This is a genomic window from Lactobacillus sp. W8093 (assembly GCF_016100925.1).
Lineage (GTDB): Bacteria > Bacillota > Bacilli > Lactobacillales > Lactobacillaceae > Lactobacillus > Lactobacillus helsingborgensis.
In genome coordinates this window covers 178,549-201,308 of record NZ_JACFRL010000002.1, presented here as the reverse complement: position 1 = coordinate 201,308, position 22,760 = coordinate 178,549, and the positions used below count along the sequence as shown (strand labels likewise).

General features: G+C 37.1%; 14 protein-coding genes and 1 pseudogene. 4 read left to right on the top strand and 11 right to left on the bottom strand.

The window, feature by feature from the left end; all coding sequences use genetic code 11:
- Window positions 1–26 precede the first annotated feature (26 nt).
- The gene (locus H3T47_RS02175; protein ID WP_046326493.1) at window positions 27–944 is read right to left on the bottom strand and encodes an ROK family protein; all 918 of its coding nucleotides are present in this window, start codon (window positions 942–944) and stop codon (window positions 27–29) included.
- Between the two features lie 26 nt (window positions 945–970).
- The gene (locus H3T47_RS02170; RefSeq protein ID WP_199282394.1) at window positions 971–3,454 is read right to left on the bottom strand and encodes a hypothetical protein; all 2,484 of its coding nucleotides are present in this window, start codon (window positions 3,452–3,454) and stop codon (window positions 971–973) included.
- A gap of 376 nt (window positions 3,455–3,830) precedes the next feature.
- Here H3T47_RS02170 and H3T47_RS02165 point away from each other — a divergent pair, with 376 nt between their 5' ends.
- Window positions 3,831–5,381, top strand: a complete 1,551-nt coding sequence (locus H3T47_RS02165; RefSeq protein ID WP_038520491.1) for an MFS transporter — start codon at window positions 3,831–3,833, stop codon at window positions 5,379–5,381.
- Between the two features lie 76 nt (window positions 5,382–5,457).
- A complete protein-coding gene (locus H3T47_RS02160) occupies window positions 5,458–8,490 on the top strand; it encodes a glycoside hydrolase family 2 TIM barrel-domain containing protein (RefSeq protein ID WP_199282393.1) in 3,033 nt (1,010 codons plus the stop codon).
- Window positions 8,491–8,579: 89 nt separating this feature from the next.
- Here the strand turns inward: H3T47_RS02160 and H3T47_RS02155 are convergent, their stop codons facing one another.
- The 7 genes from H3T47_RS02155 to H3T47_RS02125 all read right to left on the bottom strand — a co-directional run bounded on the left by H3T47_RS02155 (window position 8,580) and on the right by H3T47_RS02125 (window position 14,748).
- Complete coding sequence (locus tag H3T47_RS02155; protein ID WP_199282392.1) at window positions 8,580–10,151, bottom strand: ABC transporter ATP-binding protein; 1,572 nt, start codon at window positions 10,149–10,151, stop codon at window positions 8,580–8,582.
- 166 nt (window positions 10,152–10,317) lie between these two features.
- Window positions 10,318–10,776 (bottom strand): hypothetical protein, encoded by a 459-nt coding sequence (locus tag H3T47_RS02150; protein ID WP_199282391.1) that lies wholly within the window; start codon window positions 10,774–10,776, stop codon window positions 10,318–10,320.
- Window positions 10,763–11,014, bottom strand: a complete 252-nt coding sequence (locus H3T47_RS02145) for a helix-turn-helix transcriptional regulator (protein ID WP_199282390.1) — start codon at window positions 11,012–11,014, stop codon at window positions 10,763–10,765. The genes H3T47_RS02150 and H3T47_RS02145 overlap by 14 nt, the downstream gene beginning before the upstream one ends.
- A 75-nt stretch (window positions 11,015–11,089) precedes the next feature.
- Window positions 11,090–12,046 carry an NAD(P)-dependent oxidoreductase gene (locus H3T47_RS02140; protein WP_199282389.1) on the bottom strand — a complete coding sequence of 319 codons (957 nt, stop codon included), beginning with the start codon at window positions 12,044–12,046 and terminating at the stop codon, window positions 11,090–11,092.
- Between the two features lie 106 nt (window positions 12,047–12,152).
- Window positions 12,153–12,422, bottom strand: coding sequence for a hypothetical protein (locus H3T47_RS02135; protein ID WP_199282388.1), 270 nt, complete (start codon window positions 12,420–12,422; stop codon window positions 12,153–12,155).
- 36 nt (window positions 12,423–12,458) lie between these two features.
- The gene (locus H3T47_RS02130; protein WP_199282387.1) at window positions 12,459–12,674 is read right to left on the bottom strand and encodes a hypothetical protein; all 216 of its coding nucleotides are present in this window, start codon (window positions 12,672–12,674) and stop codon (window positions 12,459–12,461) included.
- 127 nt (window positions 12,675–12,801) lie between these two features.
- Window positions 12,802–14,748 carry a M13-type metalloendopeptidase gene (locus H3T47_RS02125; protein ID WP_199282386.1) on the bottom strand — a complete coding sequence of 649 codons (1,947 nt, stop codon included), beginning with the start codon at window positions 14,746–14,748 and terminating at the stop codon, window positions 12,802–12,804.
- Window positions 14,749–14,991: 243 nt separating this feature from the next.
- Here H3T47_RS02125 and H3T47_RS02120 point away from each other — a divergent pair, with 243 nt between their 5' ends.
- Window positions 14,992–15,567: a hypothetical protein gene (locus tag H3T47_RS02120; RefSeq protein WP_199282385.1), complete on the top strand. Its 576-nt coding sequence runs from the start codon at window positions 14,992–14,994 to the stop codon at window positions 15,565–15,567.
- Between the two features lie 152 nt (window positions 15,568–15,719).
- Here the strand turns inward: H3T47_RS02120 and H3T47_RS02115 are convergent.
- Window positions 15,720–16,057: pseudogene (locus H3T47_RS02115) on the bottom strand (IS30 family transposase); the annotation flags it as partial.
- A gap of 502 nt (window positions 16,058–16,559) precedes the next feature.
- Here H3T47_RS02115 and H3T47_RS09395 point away from each other — a divergent pair.
- Window positions 16,560–16,649 carry a putative holin-like toxin gene (locus H3T47_RS09395; protein ID WP_081945396.1) on the top strand — a complete coding sequence of 30 codons (90 nt, stop codon included), beginning with the start codon at window positions 16,560–16,562 and terminating at the stop codon, window positions 16,647–16,649.
- Between the two features lie 443 nt (window positions 16,650–17,092).
- Here H3T47_RS09395 and H3T47_RS02105 read toward each other — a convergent pair whose 3' ends face one another.
- Window positions 17,093–22,615, bottom strand: coding sequence for a S8 family serine peptidase (locus H3T47_RS02105; RefSeq protein ID WP_199282384.1), 5,523 nt, complete (start codon window positions 22,613–22,615; stop codon window positions 17,093–17,095).
- Window positions 22,616–22,760 lie beyond the last annotated feature (145 nt).

The following is a 22,760-nucleotide window of genomic DNA, read 5'->3' as shown; positions in this document are numbered from 1 at the left end:
CAGCTGCTATAACCAAAATGTGAATACTATTTATTTACTTTTTGTAAAACCAATTTTGCCATGCCTAGAATCCCTGCATCATTGCCTAAACTTGCTAATTTAATAGTAATGTGATTTTGAGCGCTAAAATAAAGATACTTATCCACAGCCCGTTCAACTCTTGCTCTTAAAAATTCACCAGCAGCAGCTACGCCGCCACCAATAATAATTTCTTCCAGATTAAGAACGTTCGCGACATTTGCTAAAGCCAAGCCTAAATAATCACAAGCTTGATCCACCACGTTTAAGGCTAAAGGAGAGTTTTGCTTTGCCTGGTCAAAAATTTCTTTTGCTGTGATTGAGACTTCATCTTGTCCGCTCTCTTTTTGATAAAGACGTACTATTCCAGTGGCTGATGATACCGTTTCAAGGCAGCCGCGATTACCACAAGTACATTTAAACCCCTTTGGGTCAACGATAACATGTCCTAGTTCACCAGCAGCACCAGCAAACCCATGAACCAGCTGATCATTTAATACAATTCCAGCTCCTACACCAGTCCCTAACGTAACGTACATGAGGTTGTCTTTACTGGTGCTATCTTGCCACTTCTCGCCAATAGTTGCAGCATTGGCATCATTTTCTATTACAAGCGGTATATCCAAACCTTTTTGCAGCAGTGCTAGGATATCCGTATCTTTATTCCAACCTAAATTGTTGCAGTCATAGACAGCTAAAGTATCGGGTCTTACCGATCCCGGAATACCCAAACCAACACCTAAAAGGTGCTCTGCACTACTTACTCGCCGTTTTATTTCCTGAACAATTTCTGCCATAACGGTTTCTGGTGCAGTTTTTGCAGGAGTAGCAATAGACCATTGCCTTTTTATGTGACCGGTTCTAGTAACCAAGCCGAACTTAATCGTTGTTCCTCCAAAATCAATGCCAATTACAACATCTTCCATATTTATCGCCGCTACTTACTAAAATTTTAATTTGTTAAACCACCAATTTTTAAATAGCTGGCAGTATTAGTCGGCACTTCTTCATTATCAACAGTTAATTTTTCTGGTCTTACTTTGAAGTGTCGCCCGTCAGCTACTACTACTCTTTTTACATCGTCTACCTTAAAACGTTGAAGTAAATCAGCGCTGGAGGGTAGCTTACCGTTTACTGTAAAACAAGTAATAAAAACAAAGTGGTTCGTGCCGTTACTAATAAATTCACGGTCCGTTTCGGGACCAAACTTAGTTTTTACGATCGGATTTGAAAAGTGAATAAAGCAAGCAGCATTGCCTTTACGAAAGGCTAACCAATTTTCACCAGCTAATTCTTCATCAAACTCCCAGAATGGATAATAGATATGAATAAAAGGTAAGTCATCCTTAGTTAAATTATAAGTCATAAACATGTAATTTTTATACTGATTGATTTGAGGTTCTCTATTATTACCTGCCCAGTAACTTGGTTTATGATCACCGCTATACTTACGCTCACCCGGATTTGTAATCCAGACGTTTGTAATCATGTCTTTCAAAGCAATATTCATATTATGCTGCTGCACTCCGTGCTGACCAACTTGGTAGTTAATCACGCTAGCCATTGCGTATGCGGGAGTTTTATAGATATATGAATGAGCCTGATTAATCCCTTGAAGATACTCAAATTTATATGGTTTAGTCGGAATAAAGTACTTTTTGAGGTTACCTTGTGGTACGTAATCCGAGAGTGAAAACGGGGCAGCATCTCTTAAGGCATCATTAAAACAGCCGATATTAAACGCGACTTTAGCTAAACTGGCAATTTCACTGAGAGAGATATTTTTTAAATTGTGTTCATAAACGCGACCATAAGTTGAGGCATAATTTTTACCAAATGAGTTGATCGCAATGATTTGGAAACAAAAATCCAGTCCTTTTTGCGCTAGATTTCTGATACTTTCATCCGGTGCCGCATTGTATAAACTAAATAGTCCAATTAAATCAATTGGCATGTAAGTTAACGAATTCCATTCAGCCAGGCCATACTTGAAAAACTCATCAAACCAGTCTTCAATTTGCTTTTTACCCAGTTCATATTGTTCTTTACCTTTATGACCACTGACCGTGAATTGTTCACTCGGATACAGATAACCGGCAAAATAGCGTGCAATATGGAATAAGAATGCGTGATTTTCACTGAAATACCACATGACGTCATTGCCCGGCTCATCTATCCAGTATCTGAACTTTAGTGCTGTTTCCTTAAGCGTCTGCTTAATTTCTGGGGACATCTTGTCCGGATACTTAATCATAAAGCTTAACAAAGGCGCCAAAATAAAGTCGGAACAATCCCCATGATTATTGACTAAATTAAGTGCACTTTCTAATTCAAAAGGCAGCTTATGCCCTTTTTCATAAGTAAGTGGCTTATTCAGATACATCTTTGCCATAGCAACATTAATATCATCAAGGTTTTGCCTAGCATAATATTCTAAAGCTTGTCTTTTACGTTCTGCCAGCGTTTTACCAGTAATCACATTTTCATAGTTTTTAGTATTATAAACTGTTAACGTAATAATTCTGGTAACCCACGAACCATCGGGCAACTTAACTCCAAATTCAACATTGGTTAAAGAAGCAAATTGAAAATCATACGTGTTGCCCATTACATATTCATGTGCACCTGGCGTAATTGTTACTTTGCGCTCATCCTGCTTGAATTCGGTAATATTGCCGCTTTGCATATCACTATACGGATCTTCAGCAGGTGGATTAAACCTAATTCTTAGAGCAGTATCTACTGGTGAATCTACAAAAAACTTTATGTCGCCTTGAGCGTAATAATCCTTCAAGAAATGAATAGATGCCAGTAAATGTTGTGCATGTTCAAGAGCAGCAGCATCTTTAACCGGAATATGACCATGGAGCTTTTTAGTGCCTAAATTGACCAGAGAAAAGATAAAATCAGCGTCTCTTTCAGCTAAATCATCAAAATAAACAACTATTTCATTAGTACCCTGTGCTAAAGACAATTCGCAGTTCTTAGCCTTAGTTGTATTCCGCGTATAATTTTTATAAGTTACTTCCAACTTATCATTAACCCATATTTTCATGCCGCCAGGTGTTGACATTTGGAATGGAACTTTAGCATCTTCATCCATATCAATATAAGTTTTAGCCCAACATCTTAAGATTGTCGGTACCGGAACTTCAGTCGATAAAGTAATAAAGTCATCCTCAAAGCCGGAATACACTTTAGTATATTTGATATTCTTAGCTAAATCTTGGTGGTCAATTACTTTATGAGTTAAAAAATAAGCTCTACCCGGATACTCATTATCAATGCCTTTCATTTCATACTCATAAGGGCTAGGCCGAAGCCCACTGCGAAATTTTCGTGGCGGAACTGTAGTTTGGCGCTCATAGGTAATTGGTGAAAGTAGAAAATTAGTTAAAGATTCATTTTGTGAAACCGTAAATTTCTTAGAATCCATTTAAATATTTCTCCTAACCTTTTTATTTTTTGTGACCGCTTCCATGTTTTTAATTTAGCATAGTAATTTTAGCAAAACAACTTTATTCACAGATAGTAAAACTAGACCGCTTTTAAAAAATAGTTATTTTATGGCTAAATTATTAAGCTTTTTTGTTATATTTAGGTCTAGACCATTTTCGCAAAAATGTTTTAAATAAAATATATAAAACCAGTTTAAGTATACTAAATTGCTATCCGCAGCCAGCTTATTTTACAAAAAACTTTTTAAAAACTTCTGGTTTTTTGAACAAAATATGTTTACAATTTTCAGTGGAACCGCTTCCTAATAGTTTAATAGATTCGATTTATAATAGATTTAGGGGTAAGAATGTAAAATGAATAAACTTTCGAAACGAATTTATACTAAGCGGAAAGTCACTCTTTGGACTGCTATCTGTTATGGTTTAACTGATTTCAGTAGTGGTGGGGCGCAAGCCGTTCAGTCAGCATGGATGCTCTACTTCTTCACATCATTCTGCAATTTATCTGCTACACAAGGTGCTTCAATTATTGCTATTGGTAGTTGGGTAACTGCAGTTTTTGGTTTGGTTGCTGGTGGTATTACCGACAACTTTTATCACACTAAACTAGGAAAAATATTTGGCAGACGCCATTTCTTTTTAATCTTTGGTTCACCATTAATTCTTTCCTACATTTGCCTGTGGTTCGGCGGTTTGAACTACTGGTACTACTTCTTTGTTTATCTAGCATTTTTGCTGATCCAACAAATGATTACTGTACCTTATTCAACTCTGCCAAACGAAATGACTACCGACTTTAATGAACGTACGTTACTTTCTACCACCAGGTTGGTCTTTGCCGCATTTTCAAACTTCTTTGCCAACTTTATTCCCGCACAACTCTTTAAGGTGTTTGGGCAACACAGCGCTATGGCGTTGACTCTTAACGCTGTCTTCTTTGGTGTAGTCTACTTGCTCGGCCTCTGGCTGACAGCGTTTAATACTTGGGAAATGCCAGTTGACCAAGTTGAAAATGTGGCTGACAAGGAAGCTGAAGAAAACAAACAAAAAAAGCATCAAAAAGTTCACGGTTCTTTCTGGAAGATATTGGGAAGACAACTATTGGATTATCTTCGCGTATTCCGGGTTAAATCATATACTCAGCAAATTTTGATTTACCTGCTGTCATTCACCGGCTTTGATGTTATGAGTATGGTCTGGACTTATTATGTTATTTTCTGTCTGCACGGCAGCGCCTCAACTGCCGGTTACATCATGTCATTTGCCGGTTTCGGTTTTATTGGTACTTTAATTGGTGGCTGGGCTGTTGTTAAATTCGGTCCTAGAAAAATTTATGGCGTAACTTTAACAATTGACTTGGCTACATTTATCATTCTTTATGCTCTAGGCAAACTGCAACCCAAGAACACATTCGTATTATTATTTATCATCATGATGCTCTTCATAATTTCCAGAGCTATTGACTGGTTCCTTCCTTGGAACATGTACCCATTTATGCCAGACTTAGGCGAACTGCTCACTGGCGAAAACAAGGCTGGTACTTTCCAAGCAGTTGTTAGTTTTGTCCGTGGTTTAACTTCAGGACTATCCGGTATATTTGTTGGTATGTATCTTGATAACAACGGCTTTGCCAAAAATGCAGCTACTCAGCCAATTGCTACTCAAAATGCAATTTTAAATGTCATTTTGTTTGGCTCTGGTATATTGATTTTCTTAGCATTACTCATCTCATTTGGTTATAAACTAAATAAGAAGAGCCATACCATAATAATCAACGAAATTGCCAGACTTCGTGCCGGCGGTTCTAAAGCTGATGCTACTGATGAAGTAAAGCGCACCACTAAAGACATTATTGGTGTTGATTACGATAAAGTTTGGCCAGAAGCTAAAAATTCAAATAACTAAATTTTAATGATTTAAGAGATCGGAAAAACTTTTTCCGTCTCTTATTTTTTATAAAAATAGAGAAAGTGTTAACAAAATGACGGCAAAAATTAAAAACCCTACTTTAGATTGGCTCAGCGATCCGCAAGTTTTTCAAATTAATCTCCTGCCAGCGCACGCGGATTTTGCCTTTTATCAAAATCAAGCAGAATTTCAGAGTAAAAAAACCAGTTTAAAACAAAGTTTAAATGGTACTTGGAAAGTGCATGTTGCTCAAAATCTTTCTACTGCACCATTAAATTTTTACAAGAATGATTTTAATGATAGTGGCTTTTCATACGTTAAAGTCCCTGGGCAATTAGAATTACAAGGATTTAATCATCCTAAATATGTTAATACGCAATATCCGTGGGATGGACATGAGCAGCTGGTGCCTCCCGCTATTCCGCAAAAATTCAATCCGATCGCAAGCTATGTAAAGAGATTTGAACTCAAGGACAATCTGAAAAATAAAAAAGTTTTTCTCTCTTTTCAAGGTGTCCAAACAGCTTTCTATGTCTGGTTGAACGGTCATTTTGTGGGCTATAGTGAGGATTCATTTACTCCCAGTGAGTTTGATATTAGTGATTATTTACTATCTGGTACCAATCGCTTGGCAGTGGCAGTATTCAAATATTCCAGTGCCAGCTGGCTAGAAGACCAAGATATGATTAGATTGTCTGGGATATTCCGTGACGTCTACCTTTACGCCGTACCCGCTACCTATATCAAGGACCTGCATTATCAGCCTATTCTTAACGCCGACTTTTCAGAAGGCAAGGTTAGTGTTACTGCTGAAGTTGAAAATAAAAATGAACAAACCAAGTTTCGCTTTGAATTATTCGCTCCAGACAAGCACAAAGTGCTTGAGCAGACTTTATCTGATAAAGAACTAGCCCAAGCAGTATTTAAGGTGGCTCACCCTAAGTTATGGAGTGCAGAAGAACCTAACTTATACAACGCTGTTCTTAGCATTTTTAATCAGGAAAATCTTGTTGAAATCACATCTACTCAAATTGGTTTTAGAAGATTTGAAAAAAAGAACGGCATTATGTTGTTAAACGGAAAAAGGATTGTCTTTAAGGGCATTGACCGCCACGAGTTTGATTACCGCTTTGGTCACAGCGTCACCAAAGAAGATATGATATTCGACGTTAAGTTTATGAAGCAGCATAACATTAATGCCGTCAGGACTTCCCACTATCCTAACCATCCTTTCTGGTATAAGCTTTGCGACCAATATGGTATCTACATGATTGATGAAGTTAACTTAGAAACCCATGGCTGCTGGTTACAAATTAATGCTTTAGGAAAATCTTGGAATATTCCCGGCGATCATCCTGAATGGCTCCCAGCAATTATTGATCGGGACAATTCTATGTTTCAGCGGGATAAAAATCATCCGGCAATCCTAATTTGGTCTTTGGGAAACGAATCATACACAGGTAAAGATTTAGTCGCAAGTGCCAACTGGTTTCATCAGCATGACCAATCAAGATTAGTTCACTATGAAGGCTTCTTTAGGGGCGGCGCAAACCAGGAGTATTCTGACATGGATACCCACATGTACTGGAAACCCCAAGATATTATTAATCAATTGGAGAAACACACTGACCGGCCCTTTATTCAGTGCGAATACATGCATTCAATGGGTAACTCGACTGGTGGTATGAAATTAGATACAGAACTTGCAGACAAGTACCCCAACTACCAAGGGGCGTTTATCTGGGACTTTATTGACCAAGGTCTTTTAACAACCGATCCGCGCGGGCAGAAATGTATTTCGTACGGCGGTGATTGGACGGATCGACCAAGCGACTATGAATTTTGTGGCGATGGCATTCTGCTGGCTGATCGGACCCCTTCTCCTAAAGCGGCTGAGGTTAAGCAAGACTATTCCAATATCAAAATTAAAATTGATCAGGACGGTTTTACCATTAAAAACAAAAATTTATTTATTAATACTTCTAATTTGATTTTTACTGCCAAAGTACTAAAAGACGGCAAGCTTTTAAAAGAACAAGACTTTAACCTAGTTGTCGAACCAGGAAAGAGTTTGCAGCAGTCTTTGCCATGGTCAACTGGTACCCAACCCGGAGAATATGTTGCAGAAGTTGCGGCTAAACTTAAAAATGATACTCTGTGGGCGCCAAAGAATTATGAAATCTGCTTTGCCCAAAAGTTAATTAAGTCTATTAACAAACCAGCAACTCAAAAAAGCAAACTTAATTTGGTTAACGGCAGTACCAACATTGGTGTCAGCGGAGAACACTTTAGCTTACAACTATCAAAGGCCAAAGGCGGCTTGAGTTCCTATAAATATGACGGACAAGAATACATTTCCGAAATTCCCCAGTCCAGTTATTGGCGCGCATTGACCAATAATGACGATGGCTACAATGGTGGCTTTGAACTTGGTATGTGGTCTATTGCCGGCAAATATCAAAAATTAATTGATAGTGACATTGCACAAACTGAGACAACAGTTACGATGAGCTTTAAATATCAATTGGCTCTGCCCGAAAAAGTGTTTAATACCATCACTTATACGGTAACTCAAGACGGGGCGGTAACAGTTACTCTTTCTTATCCGGGACACAAAAATTTGCCTAATATTCCTGCTATCGGAGTGGATTTCAAGTTACCGTTACAATTTAACCATTACGAATTTTACGGTTTGGGACCAGATGAAAATTATAGTGATCGTAATAATGGTGTTAAACTTGGAATTTTTAAAGGTAATGCTCAAGATAATTTCACCCCGTATCTAGTACCGCAGGAAGCGGGAAATCATGGTGCAACACGCTGGCTCAAAGTGTACGACAACAATGGCCGCGGGTTAAAATTTACTGCACTCAATGAACCATTTAAGCAAAGCGTTCTGCCTTACAGTGAATATGAAATTCAAAATGCATATCATCATTATGAGTTGCCTCAACCATACTGCACGAGAGTCAGAATTCTGGCCAAACAAATGGGTGTTGGCGGGGATGACTCTTGGGGTGCACCGGTTCACGCACAATACCAAATTAAGGCTGATAGCCCAATTACACTAACTTTTAAGTTCCAAGGTTTCAGTGACAGCCACTAAATATTTGAACTTAATAATTTTGGTTTTACATAAAAAACAAAAACTTATTTTCTATCGTAAGAAAATAAGTTTTTTTATGATGTCATATCTTAAACATAATCATTAAAGTCGATTACAGTATCATACCGCTTTAATTCTGCCGGTTCATAGTGGTGAATAACCTCAATGAAAGTGAAGTCTGAAGCAAACAAGTAATCATGAATTGCTTGAGAAGTTGCCTTATCTAATGAGGCATTGACTTCGTCTAGTAATAAAATTGGTCGTTTGGCTAAGATAGCCCTTGCCAGTTCAATTCGGGCTAATTGCCCACCCGATAATTGATCAGCATTATCACCTAATTGATAGTCAAAACCTTTTTCTTTAACCAGCTGCCCCAGTTCCAAATGTTCGCAAACCTCTGTTACCTTTTCTCGTGGTATATTCGCACCTAACGTAAGGTTAAACCATAATGAGTCGGCAAAGATGACCGCACTTTGGCTTGAATATGCAAACAGGTTGGTAAAAGTGCCTGGTTGTACTGCTTTTTGATTAAGCAACTCTTCTTGTGCCTGGCCGTAATCACCATACATTAAATATTGAAGCATGGTGGATTTACCAGAGCCGGACGGTCCAATGACCGCAACTTTTTGTCCTTTTGCAACTACAAAATTAATTTGACTAGCTAATTCTTTACCCTGACGCTTTAAAGTCAGATTTTTCACTTCTAATTGCTTAAAGTCATCAGTAGCAACACCATTTTGGGGTTTTTGCTCACCTTTAGCAATAAACTGCTTGATCTTGTTAAAAATACCCTTAGTGGTAGATAAATTGTTTCGTTCATTTAAAATTTGCAGAATAGGATTAACAAAAGAGTTAGAAAGCTGGGTGATGGCAAATAATGCTCCCAATGTTATTTGACCATTGACTACCAATAATGTCCCAAAAGCAAATGGTAGTAAAAAGGCACTGGCAATCGCAATAACATTAAGATAGGTATTAGTATTATTATTCAGCACATTCATTTTGGCCAGTTTTTCTTCCAAGCGATCAACGACACGCTTATTCTGCTTAACAGCATTGTCTTGCTTGCCGTATAAGTTAAAAGTTCCGGTACCAGCTAAAATATTTTTGGTTTGGCTAACATACTTGTCGTTAGCCTTAGTCCAATCACCTGAAGCCTTTTGAATTGGTTTTTGGAAAAAGTTGGAGACGATTGTAGGGATTGCTGAGCCCACGAAATAAATTAAGGTAACAAACCAGTTTAAATATAAAGCATAACCCAGCGCCAAAATAACGGTATAGGCATAGATCAGAATTTCAATTTCAGCTTCATAACGATTAGTTTCTAATAACTTAAAGTCGTTAGTTAAAAAACCTAAATCAGAGCTGTCTTCTTCTTTATTTAGCAGCATCCCCTTTAACACTTTAGTTCTCAACTTAGTGTTAATTTGCTTAACTGCATCGGTTTTTAAGTAATTAAATAGTAAGCCTGAAATTAAGATTATAGTCAGCGCTACTATGATCTGCGTTACTAAAGAAGGTAAAGCTGAAAATTGTCTCTTAGTTGCCATATTGATCAAATTACTAAGCATATAAGCAGCAAAGATATTTAAAGTACTGTATATCAAACCGAAAACATTGAGCCAAAAGAATTTTAAATGTGAATAGTTATGGTAAATCATTATTTTTCTCCCTCAGTTTTGTTAATAATTTTTTCATTCATAAAGATGATAAATTAATTAAACTTGAGAAAGGCTTTGATTACAATACTATTTAACTAAGAGGTCACTATCAGGAAAGCAAGTGGAAAAAATATTGTACTAAAATACAATGCCTTTTTTGCTGTTTTTAATTTCTAAATTCATTAGTAATACCTATAATTATCTCAATTAAAAATAGTATGTTCCACAATATAATCAGTGTACAGCATACAGTAGTCAAAACAAGTACCAAATCCGTAAAGCCTTGAGTTTCATACATGAACGCCGCCCCAATTAGAAAAGCCAGGCTCAAAATATAAATTAACCAGCTAGCTATTTTATACATTTGGTGATCAGTTTTCACTATAATAAACTCATCACGCTCATCTTCATCATCGATCTCTCCATCTTCAGTTTTAGCCTTATAAAAAAGATAAACAGCAACACTAATAGCAAAAACTGCATAAATAATATTTTTCGGTATACTGTTTTGCCTTTGGTGCTGCAAAACTGCTAAACTGATCAGCACCAACTCAAGAAGTGCTAGTAATACAAAAAAACACGCTGCGCAATAATATTTGATCTTTCTTTTCTTATTCTTTTTCATTTTCTAAGTACTCCTCTAAACAAAACAAGGTTGCAATATCAGTTCTAAAAACTTGCGCTAGTTTATACGCCAAGATGAGTGAGGGTTTATATTTCCCCTTTTCTACTGAGATAATCGTTCGTTCAGTGACACCCACTTTAAGAGCAAGCTCACGCTGCGTTAAGTGCAGCTTTTTCCTATTTTCCTTAACTAAATTTTTGATAATCTCACCTTCTTTAAAATATGAAGTATACTTCATGTAGTTAGCTTCGTATTATGTTACGACAAAAAAGCCAAGCAAAACTTGGCTTTTAATTATTAATAATTATAGTAACTACTTATTTACCTGATTTATCAATCTGTGATCTCGGAAATAGGAAATGAGGTTCTGAGCAGCTTCAGCAGTAACGGATATGCGGGCTTCTTGGGTTCCTGCACCCGCATGCGGTGACAAAACTACATTGTCTAAAGCACGCAAAGCTGATGGTACTTCCGGTTCGGTTTCATAGACGTCTAAGCCTGCCCCGGCAATATCTCCGTTTTGCAATGCGGCAATCAAATCAGTTTGTTTAATCAATTTGCCCCGAGCAGCATTGATGATATATGCTGTCTTTTTCATTTGCTGGAAAACTTGTTTATTGAAAACGCCAGTTGTTGCAGGTGTTGCAGGAGCGTGCAAGGTTATTACATCTGCTGTTTTGACTAGAGTAGCAAAATCGACATAATTAACTTTCATTTTTGCTTCTTTTTCAGAACTTAACTGGTGCCTATTATGGTAAATGACTTTCATGCCAAAGACTTGCGCGTATTTTGCTACCTGAGAGCCAATGCGTCCCATACCATAGATGCCAAGTGTTTTTCCTTGAAGTCCCGTACCCATATTTTCTGGTTTGGAAACACTAACCCATTTTCCTTCACGAATGGTTTTATCATAAAAATGCAAACGCCGAACAGTTGCTAGAATTAGGGCAAAAGTCATTTCGGCAGTAGGAATCAGAACGCTTTGGGGACAATTAGTCACCACGATCTCTTTCTGTTTAGCATATTCGATATCTATGTGGTCAAAGCCGACACCAATAGCAGTAATAATTTTTAAATTGGTGCCCGCATCAATCAGTTCCCGATCGCCTTGCAACCCCATGAGTATGAGCCCATCATATTCTGGTAAATGAGCTAAAACCCAATCTCTGCCAGCTTTTTCTGGTTTACAGTCTACGGTAAAATTCTTTCTTAACTCAGCTAAACCAGCTTCTGGGACAACACCCGTTACCAAAATTTTTATCTTACTCATTTTCTAACCCTCCGTTTCTTAACAGCGTGAGTCTTCTATTTGTTTTCAGGTGAACGCATTTTAGTTTTCAGTATTTTAACGCCTTAACTCATTATTAATATAAAAGTTAATTATACTTTAGTAATAACTTACATGCAAAATACCCAGTAAGATTTAAGCGTACCGGGTATTCTACTTCTTTAGGTTCTTTTGCGCGCTCAACTTTTGTAAAAATAATTACTGGATTAGCAATAGCCAATTTAGCGGTGCTTTGCCAAAAATAGTCATTTTCATTTGCTTCTTCATCAAAGTGGATGTTACTTTTTACAGTTATTGCCCCCAAAAAGTTATTGGTGCAGGAGAAAATGACAATTGTCTTTGCTGATTGCCTACTCAATTTGCCCAATCATAGTCGCACAAGTTTATTTATGTCTTATTTATTTCTGGTCAATCTTAAAATTACACTGACTGCCGTTATCGCAATAGCAGCTACAATTAACCAGCCAAGAGCATTTTGCGGTCTATTATGTGTTATAACCGGTCCCATGCTCCACAGCTGATTGTTAGCGACGGCCATAACAAAAATACCAATCACGACAACCCACAAAATAATCGCTAATATAGTAGTTAGTCTTTGAATATTTTTCATTATTATTTTCTCCTGCCTAAAAAATTATTTTACTATTTTTCTAGCATCACGTGCTGGACTTATATCTGTTTTAGCACAAAGCAGGAATTAATTTTCTTAAAAAATACTTAATTTATAGTATCAAATTTTACCAGACTTGTACCCGCTTATCTGGATCAAGCCACATACCATCATCCTGGTTAACATTGAAAGCTTGATAAAACTCATCTTGACATTGCACCTGCACATTTGCTCGAGCCTGAGAAAGTGCATGAACATCAGACGCAGCAATTAATTGCCAAAATTCGGGCTTAGCGTTTGTTGCCCAAATCCGCGCATAGTTTTCAAATAAAATTTTGGCGTCTCCCCCTTCTTGCTTGTTAGCTGCAACGGCTACTGTTAGACCACCCTGATCCCCAATATTTTCCGAAACTGTCAATTTACCGTTGACTTTGCTTGTACCGACTTCAACGCCATCAAACAGCTTAATTTCGGCTTTGATTCGTTTATTAAATGCAGCATAATCCTCATCAGTCCACCAGTTTTTCATATTACCTAATTCATCAAACTGTGCCCCGTTGTTATCAAACGCATGTGAAATTTCATGTCCTACCACTGCGCCAAAACCGCCATAGTTAGCTGCACGATCTTGGTGTAAGTCATAAAAAGGCTTTTGTAATAATAGTGCTGGGAAAGTAATGTCATTACTTTGTGGATTATAACAAGCATTGGCTTCTACTGCTGACATTTCCCAAAGTGAATTATCAACTGGTCTGTTAACATCTGCAAAGTTAGCCCTAAGTTTAACTTGATTATTGGCTTTAATATTGCTGTATAAGCTGCCACCTGCTAAAGCTGCTGTTACTTTGAACTCGTCATAAAATCTTTGAACATGCTCTGGATAAGCAATTTTTAAGACTAAAGTATCTAGCTTCTTTAATGCCTTTTTCTTAGTGGTATCTGACAGCCAAGAATTGTTTTTTAAATGGTCTTGATAAACCGCAATCATATTTTTAACTATTTTAGTAGCATCAGCTTTGGCTTCAGCGCCCAAATATTCTTTGCCATAATACTGACCAATAACATCACCAAACATTGCAATTGTTTGGTCATACGCAAAACGCTCATCTGCAGCTAAAGAATCTATGCCATACATTGCTTTTCTTAGTGGTAATCTTGCTTTCCGAAATTCACGTGACAAATACCGCGCTGCTTGATTAATAAAATGACCAATTAGCCAACCCTTTAATTCGAAGAAATATTTTTCATTAAACAATTCATCAAATTTATCTAAATAACCTGGTTCAGTAACATTAACTTTCTTAGTGGTCTCAAGACCAGTTTCTTTCAGTAAATCAGCTAAATGAATATTTTTACTCTGGTTTGTAAATTCTGCTACACTCAGAGGGTGATATATGTTTTCAACTTCAGAGTTATATTCTGCTGATTGATAAACCTGCGCCAAACGCTGGTCCAGCTTAACTGCTCCGTTAGCGTATTGTTCTGCTTCAGACTGCTTAACGCCACTCATTACCAATAGATTAGCAGTTTGCTTTTGCCAAACACCAAGCAGGTTAGTGGTTTTTTCATTACCATAATAACTGGTATCAGCCAAAATCAAATTTTGCCGGTAAAAAGTGACAATATTCAACTGTGCATTTTTGAAATCTGGCTCCACTTCAAATTTGAACGGCAAGTTATCCATTAGTAACAGTTTCGTTAAATTCTCATTGACATCAGCTAAATTATTGAGGCTGGTTAAAAAGGCTAAATCTTTCTTAATTGGGGCAGCACCTTCGGCCGTTCTTTTTTGCTCGTCTTTAGCTACCCGGTAAAACTCTACCGCTTTATTAAAATTTTTAATGTGCGGAATTGGCTTTTGCCCGCTTAAAAAATCAGTAAAATCTTTTACTAAGTTTTTGCGAGTCTGCTTCTCTGCCACGCTAAAGCCATCAATGATTGGTCTACCAGCAGGAACAGGGTTTTCTTGCAGCCATTTTGAATTAACCGCTAAATAAAGGTTATCTTGCTCACGAATATTTACATCAGGTTTAGTAGAATCGCCAAAGCCACCACGAATATTAAATTTAGTCATTTGTTTTTCTCCTTATTTTTAATTTTTTATTAGCTTAATGTTACATTCAGATAGAAAAGCAAAGAGGAAATTGTCGTATTCGACATTTCTAATTTTTCGTTATGGTAGTTTTTAAAAAGATTGGACGCTATGCTGCTAAAGTTAGACATCTTGCCAAATATTTTCGTCATTACTATTAATTTGGTTCATACTAGTGATTAGTAGTATATAATACAATTTAGTGGTAAAAATAGGAGAAAGAAAATGAAACTAAAGAAAAGAATTTTCACAATATTGGCATTAATCGCTGTAGCTGTTGGCGTCGGAAGTGTATGTAACACTCCAAATACTGCTCAAGCAAAAGGAGTTCCTACTGTTTTTCCTAAGAACATGCGCGGAACTTGGTACCAGTATTATACTGACGGAGTTGAGAAAGATCTTAGTAAAGTAAAAATAACTAAAACAACGTATATTTTAGGTGAATATACACCTAAAGTAATACATAAATATATACCACATGATAAACCGGATTTTGAAAGAGCTGATTGGATATTCATCCCCGGTTATCAGAAACAAAGAGGTATTACTTGGTTAAATGTAAAGCAATGGAACGAACCTGCTGGCATCGGTATACCAGATACTGGTGATGATGGTGAAGACGGCGGCTGGGGTGAAAATGGCGGTGAATTTTTCAACGTCTCCAAACTTAAGGGCCACCAGGTATTATCAATTGCAAACACGATTGATGGAACAAGTATACATAATACGTCTCACTGGTATCGCTCAGTTAAACTTGCTAAAAAGTTGAACAAGCGCCACTATAAAGGATTTTTATATTAGTAAACGTTTTTTTAAAAATAGGAATTAGAACAATAAAAGGCAGATAGTTCACTTAACTATCTGCCTTTACCTTACTATATTGTGATCTTAGCAACTTAACTAGAAACTTTATTTTTTCTTTTCTTGAAAATTGCAATTTTAAGTTGAACACCCTACTTGATCTGATAGATGCAATCTAATCTTCTTTCATATAATTCATCGGGTGTGTGTAGGCTAAGATCTTGCGGGGCAGGTTATTGCACCAGTCCTCAATGCCATAGATTTGCCTTAAGTCATAATCCTTGATGGACTGACCTTTAGGAATGAAGCGCCGGATTAGCCGGTTGTGCCGCTCAACCCCGCCCTTCTCACAAGAAGTATAAGGGTGCGCGTAGTAGACCAGCGTCTGCGCTGCTTCTTCTAACTGGGCTAAATCCGCAAACTCAGAACCATTATCCGTGGTAATGGTCTTAAAGACTTCGTGCCAGTGTTCCTGGTATTGGCTGCGCAAAACTTGGATAATTACGCGGTCTTGCAAAGAAAGATGTTGGCCCTTTTGGTGACTAGATATGGTAGAATTAAGGGAGTTCATTGGTAACTTCTTTCTAGAATTGATTGGGTTAATTACATTCTATCAAAGAAGTCCAATGGACTTCTTTCATTTTCTAATCAGGGCAAGTGTTCAACTTCATTTTACAATTTATCCTAAAATAAAATTAAGCTAAAAAATCAATATAAAAATGACAGCCTTTTTAGACTGTCATTTTTATATTATTCGCTCCTAGTTTACTTGAGTTTGACTCAATTTTAGCTTACAAATATCCTTAAAATAGTATAAATAATCAAAATAAGTCATTGATTTGGCAATAGTACTTTATAGTTATTCAATATGCAAACAGTATTTGTTATAATTAATTTAGAATTCAAGCAAATTGTTTTGAGGGCGGTTGGCTGTTGATCCGGAAAGGAGATGGTGCCTATGGCACGAAATCTTTTAGAAAGAGAAGCAGTTAATGAGCGTTTACCAGGCATTACAAATAATGTTGGCATTCGCCACGTTTATTATTGTGTTGTTGGATTATATCAATAATCACAAGAAATAAAAAAGACCGTCCCAATAATACTTTAGCAAGTTGGGGATAGTCTTCTATCTCTCACACAGCTAACCGCCTTTTGAGCGGCTGCTTGTTTTCAAAGAGGTCTTGTTAGTGGCAAGACCTCTTTTCTTTACAGTTACATTATATCATGACTGAATTAATTTTGCACAACGGGCTGAGTAGTGATTGCGACTAGCTCTGTCCAGCTCCTGATCGACATGCGATCAATGCCGTCTTCTTTGCTTAAGCCAGTCCATGAATTTTGGCGTGTTAGATACTTACAAACAACTTCAATTTTAAAGTAGTCAAATATTTAGTCATAAAAAAGTGCTCCTAATAGTCAGGTTATTGACTAACTATTATGGAGCACTTTAGAATTTTGATCGTCTTTTAAAATCTAGAAACTATTTTTAGATAAGTTTTATATGATAAGGCTCGTTATGGATCAACTATTTAACAAGATCAACTTTATAAAAGTTTACGCTCTTGATGTATTTACCTTGGCCAACTCTATAAGCTGTCTTCTTGTACTTCTTTAAAGCCTTATATTGATCACCGTAGAAAGTCACAGTTGTACCCTTCTTGAGAATCTTACGTGATGCCTTCTTACCATTAGACTTGTAAATGTAAGAGTTTCTCTTCAACTTAGCCCTGGTACCAGTAACATTTCTTACACGAACATATTCATCCTTATCTACTACCTTATAGAAATGTTGACCATTAAATGTATAAACCTTTAGCTTATCATTTTCAACTACAAAGTTAAGGAAACTATATGCTTTGGCAGTCTTAGAGGTCTTCTTAATGTCCTTAGTGTAAAGAACGGACTTGAACATTACCTTAGTTGATTTACCCTCTTCTTTGGCACCCTTATTTTCCTCATTAGCCTTATTCTTATCTGAAACAGTTGTATTTGCACTTGCTTGTGAACTAGAATTATTAGAGCTTGGAGTGACATTAGTTGACGGAATTGATTCAGTACTCTTAACAGTTAATCCTTTTTCTGCTTTAGCTAATGCATCAGTTGCAGCCTGAACATTTTCCAATGTAGCATTCTGATCTGCTAAGACTTCCTTAGCCTTGTTTAAAGCTTCTTCATAAGCCTTCTTAGACTCATCAGTATAGCCACTCAAGTCCTTCTTTTCGCCAGCAGCAACACTTGCTTGAAGCTTTTCTTTAGCATCGGATAAATTCTTGTCATCTGCGTTAGGCTCAGTTTTTTCATTAAGATCCTTAATCTCTACAGATTTCACATCAGATTCATTGCCATATTTATCAACTGTCTTGAATTCAACAGTTCCATTTTCAGTGACTTTGAGTCCGTCAGCTGGCACATCCTTGAATGTCTTGCCAGCATCAACACTGTAAACTACCGTTGCATCAAGTTCCTTGGTAGTAGCTTCAATGATAGCAGACTTGCCATCTTTTGCTACGGTTTGCTTAATATCAGGCTCATCTAAGACCTTTTCTGGTTCATAGTAAACAACTAAAGCTTGAGTAGTTTCATTGCCCTGAGAATCAGTTACTTTAATATTAAAAGTATTTTTACCCTGCTTCAATTCAACTTCATGCTTAAAGTCCTTCTTGAAGACTTCCTCGCTGTGAAAATCTACATCACCCCAGGCAGATTCAATGTTATTATCATTGATAGATAGATCATAGAACTTGTAGTCATCAGTGACAGTACCAGAAATTGTATATTTATCCTTGTTAGTGTAGACAGGACCATCATTATCTAGGGCTAAAACAGGTGATTCCGCATCTACATAGAAGCTTAGTCTCTCTTGAGTAGTTTCTCTAACAGTTGAATCACCAATCAAAGCAGATACAATTTTAGCACCGTGAGTACCAACATTTAAAGTTACTTCAAATGTCTGATCAGAATTGATCTTGACGTTCTTACCATCGATTTGCAAAGTAGTAGTTGGTCTCTTTACCTTACCAGTAATAGTCAACTCGCCAGTTTTAGGGTCATAGTTTTTGGCATCAGCACTAACGTAGTTGGTACCCCATCTGATGCCGTCATCGAATGTAACGTCACTACTTTCTACAGTTGTTTTACCACGATCACTAGACTTAACTTTTTGTTCAACACTGGATGAATTACCATCTTCATCAGTTGCCACAATATTAAAGTCATTTTCACCAAAGCTTACTGCTAAATCAGTAGAAAAGGTATGGTCATCATTCAGATCAACTGCTATGTCATCTTTGCCATCTTGCTTAATTACTAATGACTTAGTATCAGCACTGACCTTACCTGAAAGCTTAACAGTATCTTCAGAGGTTTGTGCCAATTCAGCTGTTGAATCCTTGCTTACATCGTAAGTATCAGTCTTATCAACGGTTAAGCTTTCAACCTTAGCTGGGACAAGACTAACTGTAATTTCTTTTTCTTTAATGACGGTCTTATGGTCAGCATCAGCATAGAGGGTAACCGTTGTGTTGTAATCATCGTTAGTAAGAGGAAGCTTAGCAACAAATGTCTTGTCATCATCACTTTCGATATCTAAGTCGTGGGTCTTGCCATACTTATCAGTATAAGTACCATATACCTTGCTTGAGTATGTACCTGAGAAGACAAAGAATTTAGTGTCAAGGTCGTATCTGTCAGTTGTTGCAGAGATCTTATCTGGTAAACCGCCATCTCTAAGAACCAAGCCAAAGCCGGTTTCACCTGGCTTATTGCTTTTACCTGAAGCAGTTTCTGCATTTGAAGCATTATCAAATAATGCTACAACAAAGTCATTACTACCTGCTTGTAAAGCTTTTACCTGTTCAGGAGATAAGTCGATTTCAACCTTTTGGAAGCCATCCTTATCTGCCTTAGCAGTTGGATCATATGTTAATTGACTGAAGACACCGTTTACGGAAATATTTGCTTCACCACTCAAGCCACTAAGATCATCCTTAGCTTCGACAGACAAGTAGTAGCGCGTCTTTTCTTGGCCATTGTCATCCTTTTCTGTACTTGATTCTAGCTTGAGGTTCTTTAATACCGGTTTAACACTGTCTACCTTAACGGGAATATCGTAATGCTGCTCCGTGTTTGTGCCATCAACAGTAGCAGAGATTCTGTAAGTATATGTTCCATCAGGTACTTTAACTGTCTTGTTAGCTTGTTGGTCAAAGTATGTACCATGCCACTCGGGAGCTTCATCAAAGTAATTGTATGTTTGAGCTGGTGCATAGTAGTATGACTTAGTGGCATTACTCAATGAAGCTAAAGTATTAATTACTTTACCATCTTTATCCAAAATTTGAGCCTTAACGTTATTAGCATTTCTGTATAAGTAATAAGTTGGTTTAAACCATTGGAATTGAGCATGATCCGCTGTAGAAATTGCAAATTTTGAAGAATCAAATACATAATTACCGTTTTCATCAATGCTTAGACCTGGATTACCATTAAAGAAGTCATTACCGACGGTTACAATAGTACCCAAGATATTATTGTATGGTTGGAATACGTCTGGATCATTTAGGCTAGCAAAAATTGGCAGGTCTGAACTTGCCCAGTCGCCAAAGAATCCCATGTATGGTAAGCGTAATTGTGAACTGTCTGATCCATTAAAGGTCAGGAATCCTTCAACATACTGATTTTCTTTAAAATCAGTCGGTAGTGTTAATGTAATAGTAAGTTCCTTAGTTGAATTTGCAGGTATAACTATATCACCATCAGCTTGAACTGAAGCACCATCGATTTGCTTGTCATACAAAACTGAACCACTATCAGTAGCAGAAGTATAAACATCTGATTCTTTACCATTATTGGCTAACTTATAAGTTAAATCCTTATTGGTTCTATTGATAAACTTAACTTGAAATTTAAGATTTCTATCTGTGAAGCTCTTAAGCTCAACACCTGGATAGCCGTTGCTACCAACAACGGTTGAAGGATTTTTAACTAATGCCTGAATAGCAGCTTGTGCATTGATGAATCCTGCACCTTGTCTACGAGGTGAAACAATCACATTATCATGACTAACATCAGGTTGAATACTTGCAGTATTCATTTCCAAAGTTTTGATAAATGCTGTTCTTTCATCTGGACTCATTTTTTGATAAATTTCATAGAAAGAACCCTTTTTATCATTCATTGCTTGACTAGCAAGTGCTTGTGTACCAGCAATAAACGGAGAGGCCATAGAAGTACCTGACATGTTAGTATAGCCATTATTGTTTTGAGTAGACCAAAGATTTCCACCTGGTGCTGAGATATCTGGCTTAAAGGCCAAATTAGAAACAGGACCATATGAAGTAAAGCTGGACATTAAATCTGTCTTAAGGGCTGAATTATCTAATGGCTGGACAGCAATGCTTACCTTTAATGTTTCATCAGGATGTTTATCAACATATTCTACTAACTTGCTTCCAGCATCCCCTGATAATCCAACAGTAGGGAATCCAGCATTAAGCTGAATGTTAGTTAATGCACCAGCTTGATTATTAACAATAACTAAACCCGCAGCACCAGCTTCTTGTGCAAACTTTTGTTTATCTGTAAAAGCAAGGGTCCCACGCTTAACAATGGCAATTTTACCCTTAACATCAGATGTATATTGATTTGCAGAACCTAGACCTAATTGTCCATTTTTATCTTTAACAACGTAGAATTGCTTGTCATTAAAAAATGAACGATCGGTACCTGCTGAAAGTTGTGTAGTTTCTGGACCTGCTACTACAGTTTTACCATCAGCTGAAGTAAAAGTTATACCATCAGTAGTAACTTTACTATTCTCCGTTGATGCTACCGTTGTGGCAGTTCTGGCAGTACCCGGACTGCCTATAGTTTCCATGTCTGGATTGCCATAATATGCCTTGTTGTTGCCATCAGCCTTTGAGTTTGAGGTCCCGGAGTTACCAGCAGAAATTACAGCGGCAGTACCTGTCTTAGTGGCACGGTCAACAGCAGCAATTTCTGGATCATCATCAGTTTGCTGACCAGAAGTAGAACCTAGAGACATGTTCAAAACATCAGCACCAAGTTTAGCTGAATCATCAATTGCTCCAATGATGTTAGTAGAATCAGTAGTAGCAGAACTAGCTGAATTAGAAAAGGCTTTCATTGCTAACAATTGCGCTTCTGGAGCAACACCTACAACCGAATTAACAGAATCTGAAGTACCATTGGCAGCTACGATACCCGCAACGTGCATACCGTGTTGTTGACTAAAATTATTATCAGTAATATTGTCATTGTTATCTGAATAGTTATGGCCATATGGGACCTTTTCAGTAAAGTAGTGCCCATAACCAGCTTGTTTAATGAAGGCAGCAACCTTTGCTCTAGTTAATTTCGCTTTAGATTCATCACTCAACCGTAAATCCTTATGATTAGGATCAATACCTGTATCGATGATAGAAACTACAGTGCCTTCACCTTTGTATTTATAATTATTCCAAACTGCTGAAACATTGGCCATATCATCAGCTGAAGAGTCATTAGCATAGTAGACTTTTGCCAAAGTTACTGATTTAACGCCTGGAATGGCTCTTAATTTTTGAATATCTTTAACCTTTGCTTTAGTAGCAAAACCGTTAACTACATAACCATAGCTTTTGCCAATTGCTTGGTTGGTAATTGCCTTTACTTTTGCTTTAACTGAACCCTGTTGTGCAATTACTTCTTTTGTAGCCTGTTCAATTTCTGCACTACTTGAATTTGTGCTTACTGAACCATTTGTAGCTGCAGGTGCAGCAGACAATTGAACAATTACATCAACATACACAGTTTGCTTTTCGTTAGAAGTTAAATGTTTAAGATTAACTCCTTTTGCAGCTAATTGCGCTTCAATTGCTTTGTTTGTTATGCCCACTGTAACTGATTCTGTTGCTTTAGAGCTGTTTGCAACAGTTTTTGTTTGACTGTCAACACTGGCTTTAACATGCTGTTCAGCATTAGAGAATACAGATACGACAGATAGTGCAGCAGCGCAAACTAGCACTCCAACATACTTATTTTTTTTCATAGCTAGTCCCCCAACCTAATTAATAATAGTGTGTTTGCCTGATTAAATTAATAACATCATCAATTAATTAGATATTATATAGTATAAAATTAAAAATAACAATCGTTTTATTAAAATTTGTTATTTTTAATTATTTTAATTCCTT